15 protein-coding genes are annotated in these 21,971 nt (G+C 60.3%); all 15 read right to left on the reverse strand.

What is annotated here, in order from left to right:
* Positions 1 to 36 precede the first annotated feature (36 nt).
* The gene (locus V3C10_11265; GenBank protein ID WVP64355.1) at positions 37 to 7,806 is read right to left on the reverse strand and encodes a VaFE repeat-containing surface-anchored protein; all 7,770 of its coding nucleotides are present in this window, start codon (positions 7,804 to 7,806) and stop codon (positions 37 to 39) included.
* A gap of 47 nt (positions 7,807 to 7,853) precedes the next feature.
* Positions 7,854 to 8,486: a hypothetical protein gene (locus V3C10_11270; protein WVP64356.1), complete on the reverse strand. Its 633-nt coding sequence runs from the start codon at positions 8,484 to 8,486 to the stop codon at positions 7,854 to 7,856.
* Positions 8,487 to 8,512: 26 nt separating this feature from the next.
* The gene (locus V3C10_11275; GenBank protein WVP64357.1) at positions 8,513 to 8,998 is read right to left on the reverse strand and encodes a hypothetical protein; all 486 of its coding nucleotides are present in this window, start codon (positions 8,996 to 8,998) and stop codon (positions 8,513 to 8,515) included.
* 105 nt (positions 8,999 to 9,103) lie between these two features.
* Positions 9,104 to 9,409 (reverse strand): hypothetical protein, encoded by a 306-nt coding sequence (locus tag V3C10_11280; protein ID WVP64358.1) that lies wholly within the window; start codon positions 9,407 to 9,409, stop codon positions 9,104 to 9,106.
* 12 nt (positions 9,410 to 9,421) lie between these two features.
* Positions 9,422 to 10,939, reverse strand: a complete 1,518-nt coding sequence (locus tag V3C10_11285) for a hypothetical protein (protein ID WVP64359.1) — start codon at positions 10,937 to 10,939, stop codon at positions 9,422 to 9,424.
* 19 nt (positions 10,940 to 10,958) lie between these two features.
* Positions 10,959 to 11,738, reverse strand: coding sequence for a hypothetical protein (locus V3C10_11290; GenBank protein WVP64360.1), 780 nt, complete (start codon positions 11,736 to 11,738; stop codon positions 10,959 to 10,961).
* A 9-nt stretch (positions 11,739 to 11,747) separates the two neighbouring features.
* Entirely contained in the window at positions 11,748 to 12,770 is a 1,023-nt protein-coding gene (locus V3C10_11295) for a hypothetical protein (protein ID WVP64361.1), read from the reverse strand.
* Positions 12,771 to 12,773: 3 nt separating this feature from the next.
* Positions 12,774 to 14,963, reverse strand: a complete 2,190-nt coding sequence (locus V3C10_11300) for a DNA topoisomerase (protein WVP64362.1) — start codon at positions 14,961 to 14,963, stop codon at positions 12,774 to 12,776.
* On the reverse strand, positions 14,960 to 15,631 hold the full coding sequence (locus V3C10_11305) for a hypothetical protein (GenBank protein WVP64363.1): 672 nt from the start codon (positions 15,629 to 15,631) through the stop codon (positions 14,960 to 14,962). The genes V3C10_11300 and V3C10_11305 overlap by 4 nt, the downstream gene beginning before the upstream one ends.
* Positions 15,632 to 16,513, reverse strand: coding sequence for a hypothetical protein (locus tag V3C10_11310; protein WVP64364.1), 882 nt, complete (start codon positions 16,511 to 16,513; stop codon positions 15,632 to 15,634).
* Between the two features lie 130 nt (positions 16,514 to 16,643).
* A complete protein-coding gene (locus V3C10_11315; GenBank protein WVP64365.1) occupies positions 16,644 to 18,092 on the reverse strand; it encodes a hypothetical protein in 1,449 nt (482 codons plus the stop codon).
* Between the two features lie 41 nt (positions 18,093 to 18,133).
* A complete protein-coding gene (locus V3C10_11320) occupies positions 18,134 to 18,712 on the reverse strand; it encodes a DUF3846 domain-containing protein (protein WVP64366.1) in 579 nt (192 codons plus the stop codon).
* Between the two features lie 16 nt (positions 18,713 to 18,728).
* Positions 18,729 to 19,451, reverse strand: a complete 723-nt coding sequence (locus V3C10_11325; GenBank protein ID WVP64367.1) for a hypothetical protein — start codon at positions 19,449 to 19,451, stop codon at positions 18,729 to 18,731.
* 15 nt (positions 19,452 to 19,466) lie between these two features.
* A complete protein-coding gene (locus tag V3C10_11330) occupies positions 19,467 to 20,540 on the reverse strand; it encodes a hypothetical protein (protein WVP64368.1) in 1,074 nt (357 codons plus the stop codon).
* A 91-nt stretch (positions 20,541 to 20,631) separates the two neighbouring features.
* Positions 20,632 to 21,909: a hypothetical protein gene (locus V3C10_11335; GenBank protein ID WVP64369.1), complete on the reverse strand. Its 1,278-nt coding sequence runs from the start codon at positions 21,907 to 21,909 to the stop codon at positions 20,632 to 20,634.
* Positions 21,910 to 21,971: the final 62 nt, after the last annotated feature.

Genomic DNA, 21,971 nt, shown 5'->3' on the forward strand with positions numbered 1-21,971 from the left:
TCGCATGGACGGAGCGCCCGCAACATGTGCAGTGGGTTAGGCCTCGGAGTCGCCCGAGACATCCCCGTTGTCAGTGTCGTCGCCTTCATCGGCTGCGGCATCCTCGGCCTTCGCGGCGCGACGGTTCTTGATGCCGTAGTAGGCGCAGCCGCACGCGAGCACGGCGAGTGCCGCGATGGAGACCACGATGAAGAAGTCGTTGCCGCCGGTCTTGCCGAAGAACCCGCCGGGAGGCGTGGTGGTCACGGTGACCGTCTGCCCCTCATCGTCGATGTCCTTGTGCTCGGCGACCAGAACCTCGGTGGCCTCGTTGCCCTGCTCGGTCTGCTTGTACAGCTCCTCGAACACCACGAGGTCGTGGCCGTCGAGGGAGGAGGCGTCGAACTTGCCGAGGTCGATGTCGATGGTGCCGTTCTGGCTGTTGGGCGTGAACTTGAGTTCGGCGGTGACGTGCTGGTCGTTGATGGACAGCATCTCGCCGGTCTTCTTGTCCATGAGCGTCGCCTTGAGGGTGTATTCCTTGCCCGGAATCAGGCCCTCGTAGGTCACGCGGTCGGTGATTACCGCATCCTTACCGGCCATCAGCGTGTGGTCGCCGTCGGACTTGTCCGTAGCGGTGGTGCCGATGACGGTGGGCACGAGGTTCACGGTCTGCTCCTCGGAGTCGAGGTCGCATTCGGAGGCGACGATGACGGGGGCGGAACCCTCCTCATCCGCGACCGCGTTCTTGGACATAACCTCGAAAACCACGATGTCCTTGGTCTCGCCGCCGAGGCGGTCGATGACATCGTTGGCGTTGAAGTGGAAGTCCATGGTCACGGTGCCGTCGTACTTCTCCGGGGTGAACTCGGCGGTCTGGTAGACCAGATGGGAGATGAGGTCTTCGTTGTCGGCGATGAACTTGCCGAGGGTATCCATGTCGATGGACACCGGCAGCTCGCCGGTGGCGGAGTAGTTGAGCACGATACCGGAGTCCTTGAGCACGGCCACGTCGGAGACGGCTTCCTTCTGCTCATCGGTCAGGGCATCGTAGCCCACCTTGCCGGTGGTGTCCACGGTGGCGGAGGTCAGGCCGTCCTCATCGGTCTCATAGGTGGTGTCGATGACCTCGAAGGTGCCGTCCGCATGGACGCGCACGGTCTGGGACTTCTTCACCGAACCGTCCTCGGCGGTCTCATCGGAGACCACGATGTCGGCGATACCCTCATCCTCATCCTGCGCGGAGAGTCCGAGCACGTCGAGGAGCTGCTGCATGAACGCCGCGACATCCGCCTCGGTGTACTTCTCGCTGCCCTCGCCCGTGAGGATGGGAAGGCCGGTCTCGGCATCCATGAGGATACCGGTCATGGTGTAACCGATGCCGGTCAGGGCGTTCTCGTAGGCCACCTCATCGGTGATGGTGGTCTCCGCATCCGCGATGACGTTCTTGTCCCCATCGAGGCCGTCGGTGGCCGTGGTGGAGATGCCCGTCACATGGGCGGTCGTGGTCTGCTTGCCGTCCTCGATGTCGGCGTGGGCCACAAGCTCGACGCCGTTCTTCTCAAGGCTCTCGAATGCGACCATCTCGGTGTCCTGCGGGATGCCGGCGGAGTCGAAGGTGAAGGTCACCTCGACCTTGCCGTCGCTCTTCTCGGGCGTGAAGGTGGTCTCTGCGGTGACGGGCTTGCCGTCCACCTCAAGAGCCTTCTCCGTGACGTTGCCCTCCTCGTCGGTCACCTTCACATGGAGGCTGCCCTTCAAGGTGTAGGTCTTGCCGGGGATGACGTTCTTGTACTCCACGGTGTCGATGACCGTGGTCTTGCCGTCGGTCACGACGTTCTTGTCGCCGTCATGGCCGTCCAGCGCGGTAGTGCCGATTTGCGGACGGGTGACCGTGGTGGTCTGCTTGCCGTCCTCGATGTCCGCATGGCTGGCGATTTCAACACCGGTGCGCTCAAGGGACTCGAAGACCACGATGTCCGTCTTGTCGGCGATGGTGCGGGAGTCGAAGGTGAAGGTCACCTCGACCTCGCCGCTGGCGGTCTCAGGCGTGAAGGTGGTCTCAGCCGTCACCGGCTCGCCATCCACCTCAAGAGGCTCCGCCGTGAGGTTGCCGTCCTCATCGGACTTCTTCACCTGCATGGCACCCTTCAAGGTGTACTCCTTGCCGGGGATGAGGCCGGAGTATTTCACGGTGTCCACGATGACCGTCTCGTCATCGGTGACGATGTTCTTGTCGCCGTCGATGCCGTCCAGTGCGGAGGTGGTGATGAACGGGTGCTTGACCGTGACGGTCTGCGCCTTGTCCTTGATGTCCGCATGGGCGGCGATTTCAACGCCGTTCTTCTCAAGGGACTCGAAGGCCACGATTTCCGTGTCGTGGGGAATGGTCAGAGAGTTGAAGTGGAACACCACATCGACCTTGCCGTCGGCCTTCTCAGGCGTGAAGGTGGTCTCTGCGGTGACGGGCTTGCCGTCCACCTCAAGAGCCTTCTCCGTGACGTTGCCCTCCTCGTCGGTCACCTTCACATGGAGGGTACCCTTCAAGGTGTACTCCTTGCCGGGGATGAGTCCCGTGTACTCCACGGTGTCGATGACCTCGGTGGTGTCATCGGTGATGACGTTCTTGTCGCCATCCGCGCCATCCACGGCAGTGGTGCCGATTTCAGGATGGGTCACGGTGACGGTCTGGTTCTTATCGTCGATGTCGGCGTGGGACGCAAGCTCGGTGCCGGAGCGCACAAGGCTCTCGAAGACCACGATGTCCGTCTTGTCGGCGATGGTACGGGAGTCGAAGGTAAAGGTCACCTCGACCTTGCCGTCGGCCTTCTCAGGCGTGAAGGTGGTCTGACCCGTGACGGGCTTGTCGCCCACCATCAGGGGCTTGCCGGTGCTCTTGGAATAGAGCTTGCCGTTCAGGGTGTACTCCTTGCCGGGGACGAGGTTCTTGTACTCCACGGTGTCGATGACCGTGGTCGCGTCATCCACGACAACATCCTTGTCGCCGTCGATACCATCGCGTGCGGAGGTGGAGATACCGGGGACGGTCACGACCACCATCTGGTTGATGTCCTCGATGTCCTCATGGGTCACGAGCACATTGCCGTTTCGCTCAAGGTTCTCGAACACCACGAGCTGGGTGCCGTCCTCAAGGTCGCGGGAGTCGAAGGCGAAGGTCACGTTGACCGTGCCGTGTGCGGCCTCGGGGGTGAAGGTGGTCTCTGCGGTGACGGCTTCGCCGCCCACCTCAAGGGGCGTCGCTACGGGCTTGCCGTCCTTCTCGCCCTTCACCTGCATGGAACCCTTGAGGGTGTATTCCTTGCCGGGGACGAGGTTGTGGTACTCGACGGTATCCACGATGACCGTCTCGCTGTCGGTGACCACGTTCTTGTCGTTGTCGATGCCATCCAGCGCGGTGGTGGCAATCTTGGGGTTCTTGATGGTGACCGTCTGGCCCAAATCCTCGATGTCGAAGTGCTTGGCGAGGAAAGTGGAGACGTCTTCGGCATTCTCCATCAATTTGAGCAGCGCGTCGGCATCAGGCTCGGTGAGGTCACTTGGCTCCAAGGGAATGCCGAAGAGCACTTCGGCAGCCACGAGCTGGGTGCCGTCCTTGAGCGCCAGCGAGTCGAAGGTGAAGGTCACATCGGCATCGCCGTCTGCGGTCTCGGGCGTGAAGGTGGTGTAGGACACCACGGGAGCGCCATCGACCATAAGGGGTTCACCGGTGACCTCGCCATCCTCGGCGGTCTTCTTCACGAGGAGGGCACCGACGAGGGCGTAGCTGCGCCCGGGGATGAGATTCTTGTAATGGACGGTATCGACCACCGTTGCCGCATCGTCGGTGGAGACGAGCTTATCGCCGTCCGCGCCATCCACTGCGGTGGTGCCGATTTCAGGGGCGATGACCGTGACCTGCTGGTTCACGTCGTCCTTGTCGGTGTGCTTGGCGATGAGGGAACCGCCCTCGTCGTACAGCTTCTCGTAGACCGTGATGGTCTCACCGGCATGTTGATAAGTCTCGGGAACATTGATGGAAACGACCTCGAAACCGCTAGGCTCCTGAGCCGTGAAGGTGTGCTCCGTCACGTCCCCGGACAGCAGGTCGCCGGTCTTGGCATCGTGCAGCTCCGCGACCAGCTTGTAGTTGCGACCGGGGAAGAGGTTGGCGTAGGCCACCTTGTCCTCAATCGTGAGGAAGTTACCCATGCCGATGTTCGAGTCACCATCCATCGGGTCGTAGGCCTTGGTGGTGATGGAGGCCTTCACGTCGGTGAGGGTGCCGAAGTCGTACACCTTGCCGTCGCGGCTCACGATGACCGATGTCTCGATGAGCTGATAGCCCTCGTTGGCGGAGCAGCGAAGCTCCTCGATGAGGTAGGTGTCGTAGGGCAGTGCGCCCTTGGAGTCATCCGGCGTGGTGCCGCCGAACCAGACACCTGCGGTGGCATCCAGCTTGGAGCTGTCGATGACACCCTCGGCAGCCAGCGCCCAGTCGTTGGCGTTGGTCTCATGGGTGTGCTTGTTCCAAGAGGAGGCGGAGGAGAAGTAGCCATTTTCATCCGTCACGACCACATGGCTCTCGCCGGTGGTCTTGGAGGTGAGCTTGAAGGCCACTCCGGCGAGGCGGTCTTGGCCGTCATCGCCCTTCTTGGTGAACTCAAGGTCGCTGCGCATGACCTGATTCTCGAACGCGCCGTCGAAGGGGTTCACCAGCACGCCGTCCTTGGCGATGCGGAACTCATGCGGCTCGCCGTCGGTGAGCAGGTAACCCTCACCGGCCTTGACCTCCTGAATGGAGTAGAGACCGAAGGGCAGCAGATGAGCACTGGTGCTCGCTTCGCCATCCTTGATGGTTAGGGCATGAACGACCTGACCCTTGGTATAGGTCACGCCGGAGACGATGACGGGCTTCTCGTTGAGGGTCTTAATCTCGAACTTCGTGCCGTCGAGGGACGCGCCGCCGAGCGGGTCGCCGGTGCCGGTCTCGATGTCATGCTTGGTAATTTTCACGCCACCGCGAACAATGTCATCCTTGGCGGTGAAGGAATACATCTTACCGTCCTCAGAGACCGTCACTCGCATCTCGTTGGAGGTGTTGAGGTAATCGTCGTTGGTGGCCGTCTCGCGGATGATGTACTTGCCGTAAGGCAGGCAGTCCGCAGAGGTCTTCGCCACGCCGTTCTTGTCAGTGACGATGGTCTTCACCGTCTGACCGGGGTTGTGGCTCTTGCCATCGACCGTGACTGCGTTGGGGTTGTCGTTGATGATGGAGAAGGTGATGCCGCTGAAATTAGCACCGCCCTGCGGGGTCTGTCCGGTCTCGGAGTCGAGCTTCTGGACGGACACGCCACCGCGAATCACCGTCTCCGGGATTTCAGGAAGGTTGAAGGTCGTGACACCATCAAGAGGCTTCTCCTGAATCTTCTGGAAATTCACCTCGGGATTCAACTTGTAACCGGTCGGAGCCTTGGATTCGTATGCGGCCACGGAACCACGAGGCATAGTAATGCTTCCGCTTTCAGAAAGATAGAAGTCATCACCTGAAACAAAGAAAGTCTTATCAAAGTATGCAAAGCCATTCGCGTTGGTTCTGAACACCCAACTACGAGTCGGCTTCACACCGGCTTTTTTGAGGGCATCATAATTATCGTAATCCACGGTGTCGAAGTACTCGATGGTGAACTCCGCGCCCTCAAGGGATGCGGAACCCTGCGGCAAGTTGTTGGCGTTGTACTCCTTATCGCCGTCATACTTGCCGATGACCATGCGCATCGGGTCGCCAGAGGGCTTGTCTGCCACCTGCACCGTGGTGGTCTGTCCGCCGTGGACCGTGACCTGCTGGTCGGGTGCGGGCAGATAGCCCTTCGGCGGCTTGGTTTCGCGCACCGTGTAGGTGCCCTCGGGAAGCTCAAGGGTGTTGGTGTCGCCGTTGGAGTTCGTGCGCAGCACGCCCATGGTCTGCCCAGTCGCATTGAGGACGGTGAACTCCGCCCCCTCAAGGGAGTAGCAGTCGTTGCCATTGGTGATGTCGGGGTTGGCGCTGGTCTTGTGCAGGTTGATGTGACCGGCGAGAACACGCCATCCGATGCGGAAGAATCCCGCTCCCGCCTGAGTATGGGATGTGGGAACTGTCACACCAACAATCGCCTCGTTACCGGATACAGAGAAGACGCGGACGTGCTGGCCGTATTGGTCTTCGGAGGCGGCTGGCTCGTTGTAGTTCGGGTCATAGCCGAAACTCGGGTTCACGCCGACATGGCCGCAGGTGAGCGCCAGCTTAGCGGGCGTGTTGATTTTTACCGTTCCGTTGTCTTGGGCGTAAATCTCAGCGGTGCGCTCGATGGAGTAGTTGCCCGCTTGGAGGCGGGAGACATCGACGCCCTGCCAACCCATGGCCTGATTGATTGTCTTGTTCTCGTACCTACCGCCGCCGGGGTTCTCGACTGCCGGAAGCGTGTATCCGGGAACGTTGCGCCCGGTGTAGGCGTTCTTTCCACGGGTGATGAATGTCTGACCGGCCCAAGGGGCGCTCTTGAACTCCCACGTGCCGATGTTGTTCACTGACATGCGGGGTTCGGGCATGCGGAAGAAGCTGGCGACCCCCTTGCCGAAGTTGTCGGACATCTTCACGTTCATGGCGTGGATGCCCGCCGGGGCCATGGCGAACTCAAGCGAACCGGTATCCGCATCGTACTGCCACATTCCCATGTCGGGCGTGTACTCGATGCCGTTGACCGTAACGCTGTCGATGGTGCGCCCGGTCAGGGATTCAAGCGCCACATCGTCGGTCGCTAGGGTGACCTTGGTAGACGCGGCGGTCACGGGAAGGGATACCTTGCCCTTACCGGCCACGTCGCCGCGCACGTCGTTGACGGTGCTGTTGAAATCGAAAGCCGCCTCGGCGGACTCATTCTCGACGGTATAGACGAGCTGGATTCGAGAGGAGGCCACCATCGGCTCGCCCTTGTCGTTCAGTTCGGTGTAGGACTTGGGCACATATACGAGGCCGGTGGCCTCGTCCACGATGAAACCCTCGCGCATCTTCGCGTCGGCGTTGTTCTCGGAAGCGCCCCAGTCGGTGAGTTTTGCGCCTGAGATGTCGGCACCGGCCCAACCGACGTAGTAGTCGGCATCCGGGTCAACCTCGAAGAGCACGGCGTGGGAGACCGGTTGGGAGAGAAGCGCATCCCAATGCTCGGAGAAGCCGTCACCGTCCTCATCAGCCCAGAGCTTGTCGAGAGTCGCGTCGGGGAGTTTGCCGCCATCGACCACGGAGGTGGTGACGGTGAGCACGTCCGCGCGGGTCAGCTCATCGCCCTCGCCGACGTACTGGGCATCTGCATGTTCGCGGATGAAGCCCTCGATGCTGGTGAATGCCTTGCCCTCATCGACATCGACGGCCTTAAAGGGCGCTGAGCCGGGAGTTCCATTCGCGTAGAAGGTGGAGGTGACGATGGTGTCTCCCTCGACGGTGAAGGTGGCCTTGCCCTCTTTGACATCGACGGCGGTGCCGTCTTCCTCACCCTTGAACACGGTGATGCCGTCGGAGAAGTACCCCTCATCCGGGGTGACGTTCACCGTGACATCGGTGCCGACCTCGACGGCCAGAGTCATGTCCTCGGTGCCGTCGAAGGAGAGCTTGCCATGCTGGGTCTCGGAGAGCGAGACGGTCGCAAGCTCCGGCTCGGCTGCGTATGCCGCGACGGGCGCGAACGCGTTGAGCATGGAGCTGGCGATGAGCACGGCTGACATGACTTTGGCGGTGATGCGCTTGCCATCGAGCTTGCGCTTCACGCGTTTAATCTTGCAGAAGATTCGTTCCATGAAAGACTCCTTTCTTGATTGCTTGGTGGTTTGCCTGATTGCTATCTCTAACCGAAGTTGTAGCCGCCGATACCGCCCTCGGCATCCACGTCGGCCTCCTCGGTGTCATCTTCGTCCTCGACCTCGATGAACTCGGGGTCTTGGCATAGCTCCGCATCTCGGATGCGGCGGATGGCCGATGCGGTGTAGCCCATGCTCTCGGCCACCTCCTCCTCGTCCCATGTCGGATGGGCGTTCGCGAGGTAATCGTAGACCGCCACGGCGCGGCGGTTGATGGACTTGGTGGTCTCATCGGAGTAGCAAAGCTGCTCCTGCGCGAAGAAGCGCTCTCCGTTGATGAGGTCTTCGCCCTCGCGCCAAAGTAGCTTCTCGCCGTCCTTCTTGAGCCACACGATTTCGTCCAGCTCGTCAGGGGAGACGAGCAGCATGGCGCACCCGACCTTGCGCACGGAGGCGGGAACCTCGACCCCCTCCAAGGTCACCTTGCCTTGGGAGGATGCCGGGTTCCCGTCATACCAGTGCTGCACGAGGATGATGCCGTTCTCCTCAAGGGAGCCGAGATAGAGGTTCCAGTCGGTGAGGACGTTCAGCCCCTTGCCGCGATACGGCTCCGAGCACGTCTGCGTGGACGAATCGAACTCCTCGTAGCGGTGGCTCTTGAAAAGCACCTCGACCTTCATCTACCGTATTCCCCCTTCCTTGGACCCTAGCGGGTGTTGGCGTGCTCCTCGGGCGTGTTGTCCCCGGCCAGCTTGGCGGAGGACTCGCGCATCTGCTCGGACTCGCCCTTGAGGGTCGCGCCCTGCTCCTTGGCAGCCTCGCGCTCAGCTGCCTTCTCGGCCTTGAAGCCCTCGTTGGCTGCCTTGAGGCCCTTGACCAAATCCCAAGGCTTGACCTCGTACTTCTTGTACGGGTTCTGCTCATCACCGGCCTTGCCCGTCCAGACCTGAACAGGTTCATCGGCCTTGAAGCCGATGGTGACCTGCTCGCCGGAGAGCATCTGCTGCTTCATGCGCTCGTTGAGGAACACGTCGCAGGAGTAGTGGCCGAGGTCGATGCCGTTGACCTTGGTGCCCTCCGGGAAATGAACGTAGGCCTTCTCGAAAGTTCGACCGTCCTTGGCGGTGAACTCGTGCGGCGTGAGGAACGCCGCAGGCATCTTGACGTTGGCGTACTTCGCGTTCTCTGGCATGTCTATCACTCATCCTTTCTGTCCATAGAGTGCCTAAGACACCCTATATTGTATATCAATCGGCAGGTGGTGAAGGGAAACCACACCATCTGGGTAGCGGTTGCCCTAACGGCTCCTGCGCTTGTCGTCCTTTTCCTCGACTTCATCCTCGGCATCCACATGCGCGGTCAACGCGGCAGCCGCCGCGCGGGCGCGGGTCGATTCCCCGTGGATGGAGACCGGGCGCTCTTGCACCGCACTGGACACCACGCGTCCATGCGAGGTCACCTGAACCGCCTCCCGTAGGACGGCACAGCCATCTTCATACTCGTCGGCATCGTCATGCGAGGGTGCCTGCACGTCGAGGAGCGATTGGGTGACGGAGACGGTCATGTCATCCGCGTCGAGATAGGTGTCGCGTTCAAGTCCCATCTGGCATCCCTCCTAGCGCTCATCCTTGCCATCGGGTGCATCGGTGCCGCTGTTATTCTCGGCGAGCTTGGCGGATGCCTCGCGGGACTCCCTCACGGCCTGCTTGAGGCTCATGCCCTGCGGACGCTTGCGGTAATCGGAGATGGGCCTGTCCCCATGGGAGTCGAGCAGGTCATCGACCTTGCGGGAGTCCTCGTAGGTCGCGCCCTTCATTACATCGTAATCATGGCCGTCCACGGTAACCACGGTGCCGCAGCCCTTGAGGTCGATGCCGGAGGTCTCACGCGTGTCCACGAGGTTGAAGCGGTAGCCCGCCGCCACCGCGATTTTCTCGGGCTGCTGCGAGATGGCGGGGGAGGGCAAGGGAGACTCATTGAGCCAACTATCATAGACCTCATCGTAGGTGTATCCATAGCGGTTGCACAGCTCCTCGAAGACGCGCTCGCGCACCACGGAATCGCCCGCGCCGATGGAATCGTAAAAGCCGGTACCCGACGGTATCGCCGCGAGGGCGTCATCGAAGGTAAGGTCGAGGTTGAGTTCGGCCCCAAGCTCATCGTTGGGGAAGGCGGATGTATACCACTCGCGCACGTTGTCGATATTCAGAAGACCTTCGGGGACGGGTTTGTCAGATTTCAGGCTCGACATCGTTTCGGCGAGGGAGATTTCCCCCGATACATCCATGAGGTTTCCCTTGCCGAAGATACCGGACTCGGCGAGTTCGTCGGTCGAGTGGTAGGTCGCGACATGATGACTGTAATCGCCGTCTGCGGTGATGTCGTGCGCGGTCAGCTCAAGGTTCTCCAAATCACCGCCCTGCCTCGCTATCTCGTCGAGGAGTTCATCAGGCGTATACGAAAACACCTCGACCGTCGGGTCCTCGTAATCGGTGAGGTAGCTCACGATGAGGTCGCCGGTCTCGGGGTTGTAGTACGCGGCGTTGTACATCGACAGCTCGCCCTTGATGCGGGCGACCTCGAATGCGGCATCCGCCTCGTGCTCAACGGCCTTCGCGAAGCCGTCCACGAGGGTGTCGGTGTCCCTGCAATCCCATTCCTCATCGCCGCGCATCTCCTCGCATTTGTCGATGAGACTCTTGTATTGGCCCTCCCACTGACCGCGCTCAGCCTCGCGACTGAGCATATCGCGGACACTGGCTGTGAGGATTCCGATGTTATCGAAAAGATAGTCGATGCCATGGTCCTGCGCCATAGCGCCCTCGACCACATAGAGGCCCTTGATTAGCTCGACGGCCTTAACTGGCATCTCGCTGGTGTCAGCGACCATCTGGCGGAGCGTTTCGCCATGCGCCCCGACGTTCATGGCTGGTAGGTCCTCCTCTTTGAACTCGCGCTCGTTGGAGAAGACTTCACCGCCGAAACCGTAGTCGTTTTCCCAGATGGCATAGGCCTCTTCAAGGCTGTCGATGCCGTCACGGTCAACGAGGTCGAGTCCCTGCACGAACTCCTTGAGGCTGTGCCCGTGTTCAATCATCCATTCGAGCTGATAGCGCTCGTAATCGGTGAGCATGTTCCATCACATCCTTTCCTTATCGGGCATCTAGCCCGATGTCATGTTTTTCCGTACCATCCGCCATCTCAGCTGACGCGGCCTTCATGGCTTGAGCCTCGCCCCCGAGGGTGATGCGGTCGTTACCGGGCATTCCGCGCGTACTGTGCAACTGGTGACACTCGATTGCCCTGTCGAAGCTGCCCGGTTCGGTTGCATCGAAACCGTAGAGATGGGTTTCGCCGATTCGGTCGATGGGACACACCTGCTCATGCCCAAGGTAGTCGATATAGGAGAGTATGCGGTTGCCCTTGCGGCTCACGCGCTCATGGCAGCATTCGGGATGCTCATGGGCGAACGCGGCCACCGTGTCGGGGGCGAATCCATGCTCCTCTCGGTATGCACGATGACGGTCCAACTGCTCAATCCTCGCAGCCCGCATGGCCTCGCGCACGGCCCTCTCTTCCTCGATGGCCTGTCTATGCAGCGCATCGCGCTCCGCGACCTCGGCATCGGTCATCGGTCGGAACGACCCGCAGACCGCATCCTCATCGAGCTTGTAGAAATCCGTCTCGTTGAAGAACTTGGAGGTGTGGTGCCACGACGATTTGTGGAAGAACCGCTCGAACATATCATCCTTGCGCATACCCTTGAGCACATCGGGGTCGAAGGACATGTCGAACTCATCACAATAGGATTGGATGGCCGCGACCATGGCTTTTTTCGTCCATTTGCTATTGGGCATCTCGCCGTCCTCGTAAGCCTCGGCGGCGCGTCGTGACATCGAGTGGCCGATGTACCCCGAGTTCACGTCCATCATCGGTGCCTCCTAAGAGAGGTCGGGGATGAAGGAAGGCTCACGCTCATCGACAGAGCCGTCGGCGGAGAGCGCCTGAGATGCCCTGCGCATGGACTCGGCCTCGGCTTTCAGGGAGATGCCCCTATCGACGAAGGCCTCGGGGGAATCGCCGTCGCCGCCGTTCGGCTCGATGTTGTCCACCGCATCTGCAATCATCTCGTTGCCCATCTCGGCGAGGCGGTCGTGGAAATTGCTGTTAAGCCATCCGTTGTCGAAGCCGAGTTCTTTTAGCGTGGCATTCACGTTCGCATCGTTCACTTCGAGACCGGCGTTCTCAAGGGCGGATTCGATGTCGGCGCGGTACCAGAAGTCAGGGCAGATGACCTCCTCACCGGCGTCGGAGATGGTGCGGCTCTCAAGGTCTGCCGCCGCGCTGGCGAGGGAATCGTAGTAGGTGCCGTGACCCCAGTGCCCGGTCTCCTCATCATAGCCGTGCGCCACGATGAACTCTCGGCTGCCGTCGGCCATCTTGTGCATCACGAGCGCGTCATCACCGTTGCGGTCGATGGGGACGTGATTCTCCTTCCACGCGGCGATTTCTGCGGTCTTGTCCATGCCTTTCTCCTTTCCGGGAGCATCGGCCCCATGTTCAGCCATGTGCGATTGCACGGCATTTCTCACGTTCTCGGGGGACGCGATGACCCAACCGTCCTCGGAGGCGATTTGAGCGAACACCTCATCGCGCGGGTCGATTAGCGGAGCATTCTCCTCGCCGTCCTCGATGATGGTCTCGATGCTGTCGGTGATGTAACCCGTGTAGTTCAACCCGCCCACGATGTCCTCGTATAGGTCGAAGTCGGGATTGTCGATGACCGCCAGCAGGTTCGGGTCGTCGAGGTGGACGTATGTATTGGCGATGCTTCCCGTGTAGTTATATTCCCACCAGAACTCGCCGGTCTGAGGGTTGTAGAGGTCCTTGCCAGAAGCCAGTGCCTCCTTGACCGCCTGCGGCGTGTCGAGGTGGATGTCCTTGCCGTCATTCACCATGTCCATGTGCTATCTCCTTGCCTTGTTGTACTTGCCCTTGGGCTTGCTATCGAACATCGGCTCTATCGTACCGTCCTTCTTGAGCTTCGCCTTGCAGTCGAAGGTCTTGCCCGTCGTCTTGGATATGCAGCCGGTGAGCTTCACCGCCTTGCCTTCGAGCAACGATGCAGCCTGCTTCGCCGTGAACATCTTGCCGCACCAGCCCAGCAGCTTGAAACCGCAGCCCGCGACTTGCTTCCAAGTCCCGTCCTCCTGCTTCTCGCTCTTGTTCGAGGAGCAGGTGTAGAAGGCCTTGCCGGACTTCGACTTGCGCTGCACCACGTCCGCGCCGCAGAGAGGGCACTTGCCCACGACCGTGGCCTTGGGCGCGATGCTCGCACCGACGTAGGCGGTGTCCTGATGGCCCTTGAAGACCTCGATGACGCTCTGTTGCAGGGCGTTCACATCCGTGTTGCCCTCGGCGATGTCCTGCTGGATGAGCCACCAGCGGGCGGTCACGTCCGCGCCGCGAATCTCGGGCGGGAGGAGATGGTAGAAGGCGCGGGCCTTCTCGGTGGAGCGAATCTTGCCCTTCACGTCCTCAAGGTACCCGCGTTCCTTCAACTTCTCGATGATGGAGGCGCGGGTGGCCGTGGTTCCGATGCCGCCGTGCTCGCCCTTCTTTCCGTCGTCCTTCTGCTTGAGGATGGCCTTGACCTCCGGGTCGGTGACGTACTTGGCGATGGAGGCCATGTCGGCGATGAGCGTGCCTTCCGTGTAGGGCTTGGGCGGGGCGGTCTCCTTCTCGGTGACGGCGCACTCGATGCGCTCAAGGCGATGGTCGCCTTCGTCAATCCAAGGGTTGCCGGATGCCGCGTCATCGCCGTCCTCATCGGAGACGTTGCCGAACACGGCCTTGAAACCGGCCTCGCGCACGCGCCGCGCGACGGCTTGGAACTCCCCGCCATCGACCGCAAAGACGCTGGTGCTCACATCGTAAGTGGCAGACGGGAGGAACTGCATGGCGTAGCGCTCCACGATGGCCGTGTAGACCTTGGCCTCATCCCCGGTCATGTCGGCCACGGGGGCGCTGACCTCCTGCGGGATGATGCCGTGATGAGCGGTCACGTTCTTCTCGTTGAACGCCTTGGAGTGGATGGAGTAGTCGAGCGGCCATGTTACCCCGACGTTCTCCATGGCCTGCGCCAGCACCACCGGTGCCTGCGCGAAGTGCTCCTCCTTGAGGTACTGGGAGTCCGAGCGGTTGTAGGTTATCGCCTTGTACTTATCACGCAAGTCCTGCGTGATTTGCTGGGTCTTCGATGCGGAGAAACCGTAGCGGCGGGACATGTCGGACAGCAGCACCGTCAGGTTGTAGGGCAGGGGAGGGTTCTCGACCTTCTTCGAGATGACCGTGGAGAAGGACATACCCGAGCCGTCCAGCTTCGCCTTGATGACATCGAGGACATCGCGGTCGAAGACGTGCTTTTCACCGGCCAACATGTCCTTGTCCGGCTTGAACTTGAACACCGGTGCTCCCGACGCGTCTGCACAGCTGCCGGTAGCGGTCAGCTCGTAATATTTCCGGGTGACGTGGTTCTCTATCGCCTCATCGCGGTTGACCACCAATCCGAGGGTTGGGGTCTGCACGCGACCGACGGAGAACAGGCCCCCGAGCCGCTTGGTGGCAAGGCGGGTCTCGTTCACGCCGAAGCACTTGTCCGCCATCTGGCGGGCGTATGCCGCGTCACCGGCAGGGCGGCACTGCTCGTTGGGTACCAGACGCTCGAACGCCTTGACGATGTTCTTTTCGATGTTGTCGTTGACGTAAACGCGCAGCACCTCTCCCTCGTAGCCGAGGTAGTCCAACACCTCATCAACGATGAGCTGGCCTTCATCGTCGGGGTCACCGGCGTTGATGACGCACTCGGCCTCCGGCAAAAGCGAGTCGATGCGCTCCACCAAGTCTTTCTTGTCCTCGGTCGGCTCCTTCGCCCAATCGTCGATTTGGATGGGCAGCACGTCCAACGACCATGGTTTGCCCCATGCGGGGTTCACCGCATCCGGCTCCACCAGTTCGAGCAGGTGACCGGCGCAGGCGATGACCGTGTACCCGTTGCCCGAGATGGGCAGCCGCGCCGATTCCGATACCTCCTTGCCGCAGATGGCGCGTGCGATGTCGCGTGCGAGCATCGGTTTCTCAGCGATTACCAGTTTCATAGGCTTTGTCCTTTCTGTCTCTTGTCCCTTCTGAAACCGAAGGGTTTATGGCGTTTCGCGATAGATTTATCCTCATCGGTGATGAGAGGATGAGCTACTGACACATCACGGTATTTGAAGTCGAGCGTCCGGCACGTCAAGTCTGAGACGATGAGCGCGAAGTCCACTCGGGAGAGCGATTTGACGGGGAGCCAGCATCGGAGGGTGAAGTCCTTATCCGGTGATGGGAAGTATTCGCACTCAGATGGCTTGTAGCCGTCGCGCCGCTTGAGCGGGGAGGGTATCTGGACAAGGTAGGAATCGTCAGCAGGTAGGAGATTTCGCGATAGTCCGATAGGCTCTTCGCGGTCAGGTCTGGCCGCGTATCTCTTGCCCGTCTCAAGTTCCATGAAGAGAAGGTCCAATGGCGATTTCCATCCATAATCATCGGGCTTAGTCTCCGCCATGGACAGAAGAGTCAGCAAGGCATCCGTTGTCAGGTCCTCCGATGGGAGGTAATCGAATAGGTATGAGACCAGAGACATCAGGAGGTTACGTTCCGAACGGTAGAGTAGTGGCGATACGCCGATGTCGGCATGGATTGAATCCGTAGCCGAGAAGAAGTCACGGCACCATGTGACGACATCCTCATATCCCTCGATTTCTGATATATCCTTCATCACGTCCATCTACCTATCTTCATGGTCATGTTCAAGAGTGGCACTGTGCTCTTTTCCTGCCAACTTCGCACTCGAATCACGGGCCTCCTTGGCCTTCGATTCCAACCGATAACCCTCTTGACCTGCGGTTTCGCTCTTGACTATGCACTGCGGGCAGCGTATAATAGTCCTATTGAGGTCGGGTTCGACGATGTGGCTCCGAAGCAAGTGTAGCTTCGCAAGTGCATTGAGTTCCCGGCCTCTTTCTTCGTCATAATAGACGACCCTATCGGGCGTGATGAGGTTGTCGAAGTAGCGGGGGAAGTTCGTCCTACCGTAGACAGCCAAGATGAAGTTGGTCTCAATCTCGCCAGCCTCGTAATAACCGCGCCCATCGGGACGCACGGCCATGATGAGCGGCAGGTCATCGCAATCCACATCGCGCAGCACCACGAGCATGGTGTCCTCGCGGGCGGGGCTATCGCAGAGCATCACGGGATGCTCCATCAACTCGGGCAGGCGCTTCATCTGCTCAACGGTGAGTCCATGGCGGTGGGGGTCGTAGCTGCTCTTCGGTCGGATGGCATCGCGCAGGTGGCGTTGGGTGTAGAGCATCGGCAGCGGGCGGAACCCGGCCTGCACGAACAGCTCCGGCGTATCGCAGAACTTGACCGCGCTGGAACGGGGATACTCCCCGCAGGTGACGGCATCGACCTCATCGCCGAAGCGAAGGTACTCAGCGCACTTCGCGGCGTGCCCCGTGTAATCCGATGCCTTATCGTCGCCGTCTTTCAGATGCACCCCGCCGCGCGGGTCGAGGTAGGTGACGCGCTCGCCCTCGGGCATCGCCACCGAGTTCTCGTACTCGCGGATGGTCAGGATGACCTCTCGCTTGTTCATCTCATCTGGCATATGGCCTCCTTCCTTTGTGGTCTGATAGTTTCCAATATGTATAGTTGGGGCGGTTTTCCACCCTTCCAACAGCCTGCGGGTCGGGTTGAGAACCCTCCGGCCATTGAAAGCGTGGAAAACCGCTTATTCTCTACTCCAACTCCTCGCGCTCGACGGCCTTATCGCCATGGCTCTCAGAGCCGAGCTGGGCGGATGCCTCGCGGGATTCCTTGGCTGCCTCGTGGACGGAACCGGACTTCGCGGCATCGTCCTTGAGGTTCATGGACATGCCCATGACCTCCTTCTCGCGCTTGATTTCGTCGAGGGTCGCGCCCTGAGCGGCGCTGATATGAAGAGCGCCAATCTGGTTCGCGCTGTAACGCGGGTCGGCGATGACATCAAGAATCTCATCTGTGACCCACTTCTTGTCGGCTGCGGCATGATAGATAGTCTCCATCTGGCCGGGTTTGAAGGTGCCGTCGGCGAAGCGCGTCACCGTCTGGGTATCCAGTCCATAGGTCATGCCGGTGCGCATGGCGTTCATGACTTCGGCGGGCTTGGTCGGGTCGCACAGCACGTCAAGCTGCTCGCTCGTGAAGCGACCACCCGAGATGGCCGAATAGAAGCCCCAGACCTGCTCCATGGAGAGGTCATGGTTCATCAGACGCTCGATTCCTGGCTTTTCCATGCCTTCGGTGAGCGCCATGGTGATGACATTCATGTGGTCGGCGGTGTAAGTGCCGTCCGCGTATTCCTCTAAAGCGTCCATGGGGACATCGGACTTGAGGGAGTGACGCACGACCTCCATTTGGCGTGAGTCGAGTTTCAGCCAGTCGCGAGGGAACGCGATGTCATGGATGGCAGTGGTTTTCATAAGCTCACGAGCCTGATGTAGATGCTCGGCGGTGTACTCACCGTTCGAGAGCGTCTTGAAGACATCCTTTTTATAGGGGCTTGCATCGTGGTCGGCGAAGTCGGTATGCACGGCGATGCGGCGAAGCTCGCGCATCTGGGCATGGTTCAGGACCGGGTTCGCGATGCGCTCCGCGATGACGTCCGCATCGACGCCTACCTCGAAAGCCTTGCAGATTTGGTATGCCTGCCACTCGGTGTAGCCTCCCTGCGAGAGGACTTTGGCTGCTGGCAGGCGCAGGTTCACGGGCAAGTTGTTGAGCGCCGTCATGACGTTCTCAATCTGGTGCCCGTTCAACACGTCCTTGATGTCGCATTCATCGAGTGGAAGCACCTCGAAACCCGTGAGTTGCCCGTCGAGGCAGTAGCCGAGGTCTACGGGGACGTACTCACCGGACTCGATGATGTCCGAGTCGATTTCCGCCTCGGGCACGAGGCCCATGGCGGTGCGCAAATCCTCTGGCGTACCGCCATAGTCGAGGATGGTGTGCATCGTCTCCTCAATAGCGCCTTGGATGTCCATGGTGTCCGCATCGTCGGCCACATCCGCGATGCAGTAGCGGGGGAAGTAGTCTCCGACGATGGTGTATCGCGCGATGGTCGTGTCGCGCGGTACAGTGTAATCGACGTTACCGAGGTCGAGGCGCAGTAGTTGCAGCACGTCGGGGATGTTCTTGTCATATGCCATGGTGTTTTCCTACCTTTCTGCCATGATGGCTTTCTATATATCTACACGATGGAGTGGTCGTCGAGTGCCGGTGAGCCGGTGTCGCGTCCCTCTGCCAGCTTCTCGGAGGCGGCACGTGATGCCTGAGCCTCCCCCTTGAGGGTGACGCGGCCATCCTCCGAGCGGGCTTCCTCACGGCGCTGTCCCGTGCGGATTGCGATGACCTCCTCGATGCCGCTGCCGGGTTTGCTGACCTCGGTGAAGTAGTCGGCTACGCGGGACATCTCATCGGCTGAGAGGTCGCGATTCTCTCCGGTCTCGAAGTCGAACCCGACGGCCACGAGGTCGCCGCAGAGGATGGAGTACAGTTCTCCCTCCTTGACCGGTGAACTGTAATCCATCATGGAGAGGTACCCGGCCTCTTCCATGCCCTTCGTCGCGTACACCGCGCGGTTGGGCGGGCAGGTGAACAGGCCCTCCTCATTGACGTAGAGGCTGGTGCCCTCGCCGAAGATGACATCGAACGACTCGATGTTCCCACCGACAAGGCGTTGCAGGTCGTGTAACGTGGAACCCGTCTCATCGACCTCGATGTCGATTTCGACCGGGTTCCCGTTTGTCGGGATGAGCATGCCCTTCATGTCACAATCCTCCTTCCTAGCGGGCGTCCTGCCCACGATTTGAATGGTTTCCGTTATCGGCCATCGCGGCGGAAGCGCCACGGGCCGTCTCCACCTCGCCCTTGAGGGACACGGCTTTCTCGGGAGATTGGTGGGCTTTCACCTTCTCGTACTCGGCCCGTGCCTTCTCCATGGCGGGGCGGAGCAGGTCGCCGGGGACGCCTTGATAAGTGCAGAACCGCTCTGCGGCTGATGGGTCGGGGAAAAGATGGGGAACCTCGAAGCGATTCGCTTCCTGATTCCCGGCGATGATTCCCGTGAGCGCGTCGCGCCATGCCTCCCCGTTGACGGATTTGAAGTCGGCGAGCGACGAGTAGCCGTAACGGGACAGCAGGCCGTTCAGGTAATCTTCGGGAAGATGGTAGTCCGCCAGCTCATCGCTCTCAAGGTCGTAACTGCCGGTGAGGACGGCCCAACCGCCGTCCTCAAAGGGCCATCCTATGACGTAATCCGTCCTCGTGCCGTCCTGCGCATGGAAGCCGAAGCCGTGGTCGGTGAAGGTTCCGCACTCCCTGAAAGTCGGTTCACCCTCGCCGATGGCATTCATCAGCTCAGTGTACCAGCCGCCCAATTCCGCCTCATCCTCGATGAACTCGCGCACCTTGTCCGCGAGGGCTTCACCGGCCCCACTCGATACATAGGGGTCGTTCTCGACTGCCTGAACAAGACGCATGAGCGCGGTCGCGTCGTTGAAATCCATAGAGCCGCCTCCTTTCTAACGGTCGCCATCGGCATCGAAAAGAGTTTCCGATGCTTTCTGGGCGTTATCGACCTCATGTTCGAGGTCGATGGTGGAAGCCCCATGCGCAGCCAACGCGGCAGATGACTCGCGTGCCTCCTTTGCGGCGGCTTTCAGGCTCACCGGGCTGGCCTTGGCGCTCTCATCGCCCTTCTGCGTCCATCCGGCGATGGTGAGGGAGGTGAAGAGGGTGGTAGTCGCTGCGCGGTCCGAGATGCGCACAGCGTCCTTCAACCCGTTGAGGACATCTGCGGGGACTTCATAGGGAACACCCGCGACATCATGCACGGTCGCGCTCGCGGCACCCGGAGCGACCTCGGCGCTCATGATGGCGGATGATGTGAACTCGGCGGTTTCGAGAAGCGGGTCGATGACTGGTGCCTCGTACTCCACTGCGGGGCAGCCGAATGCAAGCTCCATATAGCGCGGTGAGGGGCAGAGGGCGGGGTTCTCCCAGAGTTCACGCATCGCTGCGTTCACTGATTCCCAAGAGCCGTCGTATTCCTTGTCGTTAATGGTGAACGGCTCGCCGACCCACGCGTCCTCGATGACATCCAGTGCCTCCTCACCGGCATCGGTGAGCTGGCGGACCTCGACATCGACCCCGCCGTCGTGATGGTAACCGTGGATGAACAGGCTGCCGTTCTCATCCCAGACCTTACCAATTTCGCAGTCCTTGAACACGGAGTCGTGACCGCCCATCATGTCATCGAAATCCCTGTACGCGGTCATGCCATGGCGCGTGCCATCCCAGCGACCGATGGAGCCTCGCGCAATGATGCGGTTACCGCCGAGTGGATTGTCGTATGAGGACAGCGGGCTATCGGAGCCGTCTAGGAACGCCTTCAATCCGGCAAGTTCCTCGGAGCGGTCGATGTCCATCATGTTCATCGCGTTCTCGAATATCTCCTCCTCGGTATAGCTATCAAGAACCTCTTCCACGGTGATGCCTTCGCGGCTCGTGATGTCCTCGATGGAAATCTCGCTGCCCTCGTCGCCGTAATACACGCCCTCATCGAAGACGATGCGCTCTTTCGGTGTCTTATCCATATCCATGCTCCTTCCTAACGGGCGTCCTGCCCGATGTTCTCATGTGAAAAGGCGGGCGAGAAGAACCCGCGCCGCCCGGTCATCGTCTTATCTAATGCTCAGCGTCCCCATCGGCACGCTCATCCTCACGCTCGGGCGTCTGCCCGTCATGACTGTCCTGTTCGAGCTTGCCCGATGCCTCGCGGCTCTCTTGGGCAGCCTCGGAGACGGTCGGGACCTCGTAGCCCTTATCTGGCATGAATTCCTTCCAGAACTCGTTGAACGCGGTCTCGTAGCCCTTCTCGTTGACCGTGCGGACCGCCTCGGCGCTCATGGCGCAGGGATTCGGGAAATCGTAACCGGATTCCTTGATTGCCTCAAAGTCGCCACTCAGCTCACCATCTTCAAGAATCTCATCGTTTGAACCGAGGGCATCGTAGAGTGGCGAATCCATGGCATCCTGAATCGCGGTCTGCGCCTCGGTGGCGAAGTCCTCGATGTCCATGTTGTTGTCATTGAAGTCGATGGTGATGCCGTCGAACACATCGTCGTAAACCTCATCTGCCAGCGCGTACACGCCTTCGGCTGCGAGGCCTTCGAGAGCGGCGTACTTGGCGATGTCCTCCTGATGACTGTACATGTCCTGCGTGAAGCACTCGTATTGGGCCATCTGGGTCATCTTGATGAGGTCGCCCTTGCAGCCTTCGAGAAGGCCTTGGAAATCCGCCTCCTCAAGCCACTCGTAGTTATCGGGAAGCCACTTGAGCAGGTCGTGGGTGTAGAGGTCCACCGCACCATCGGCGATTTCACTGAAGGCATCTCCGATATTGCCGGTGTAGTCCGTGATTCGGTCGCCGTACTCGCCGAGGTTGAGGCTCGCCTGCAAGTCCTCGATGGAGGTGAATCCCTCTGGCACTGGCGGGTGCTCGAACTCATGCTTTGCCTTGCGCTCCGCCTGCACGCGCTCGACCTCCTCCTTTACCTCATCAAGCTCGTTGTCAAGGGTCTCCGCGATGTCGGAGATTTCAGAGGTCATGAGCTGCATATCGTTCTTGAGCCAGTCGAGGGTCTTGCGGCAGGACTCGTAGGCGCGAATGGCCTGAGACGGCTTCTCGAATCCCATCTCATCGGCGAAGTCGTCGATATGACGGCCATCGACCGCGAGCGCGTCGCTCGCCAGCGCGGCGAACACATCCGTCGCAGTCGGCTGGCCGTGGACATCAGGGTTGGACTGGTACGTGGTGGTGAAGGACTCGATGCCGGGCTTGCTGAACTCGCAGGTGTACTTGCGGTGCTGGGTCGAGAAGTCACCCGGACCCTCGCTGATGATATTGAAGTCGAATTGGGAGAGGAGGTCGGCGACTCCCTGTGCGTCGTTGTAGTTTGGCATGGCGGCTCCTTTCCAAGGCTCTTGCGATTGCCCAATAATATATTATTAAAGAAAAGGGACGG

The organism is [Clostridium] symbiosum, assembly GCA_036419695.1.
GTDB classification, from domain to species: domain Bacteria; phylum Bacillota; class Clostridia; order Lachnospirales; family Lachnospiraceae; genus Otoolea; species Otoolea symbiosa_A.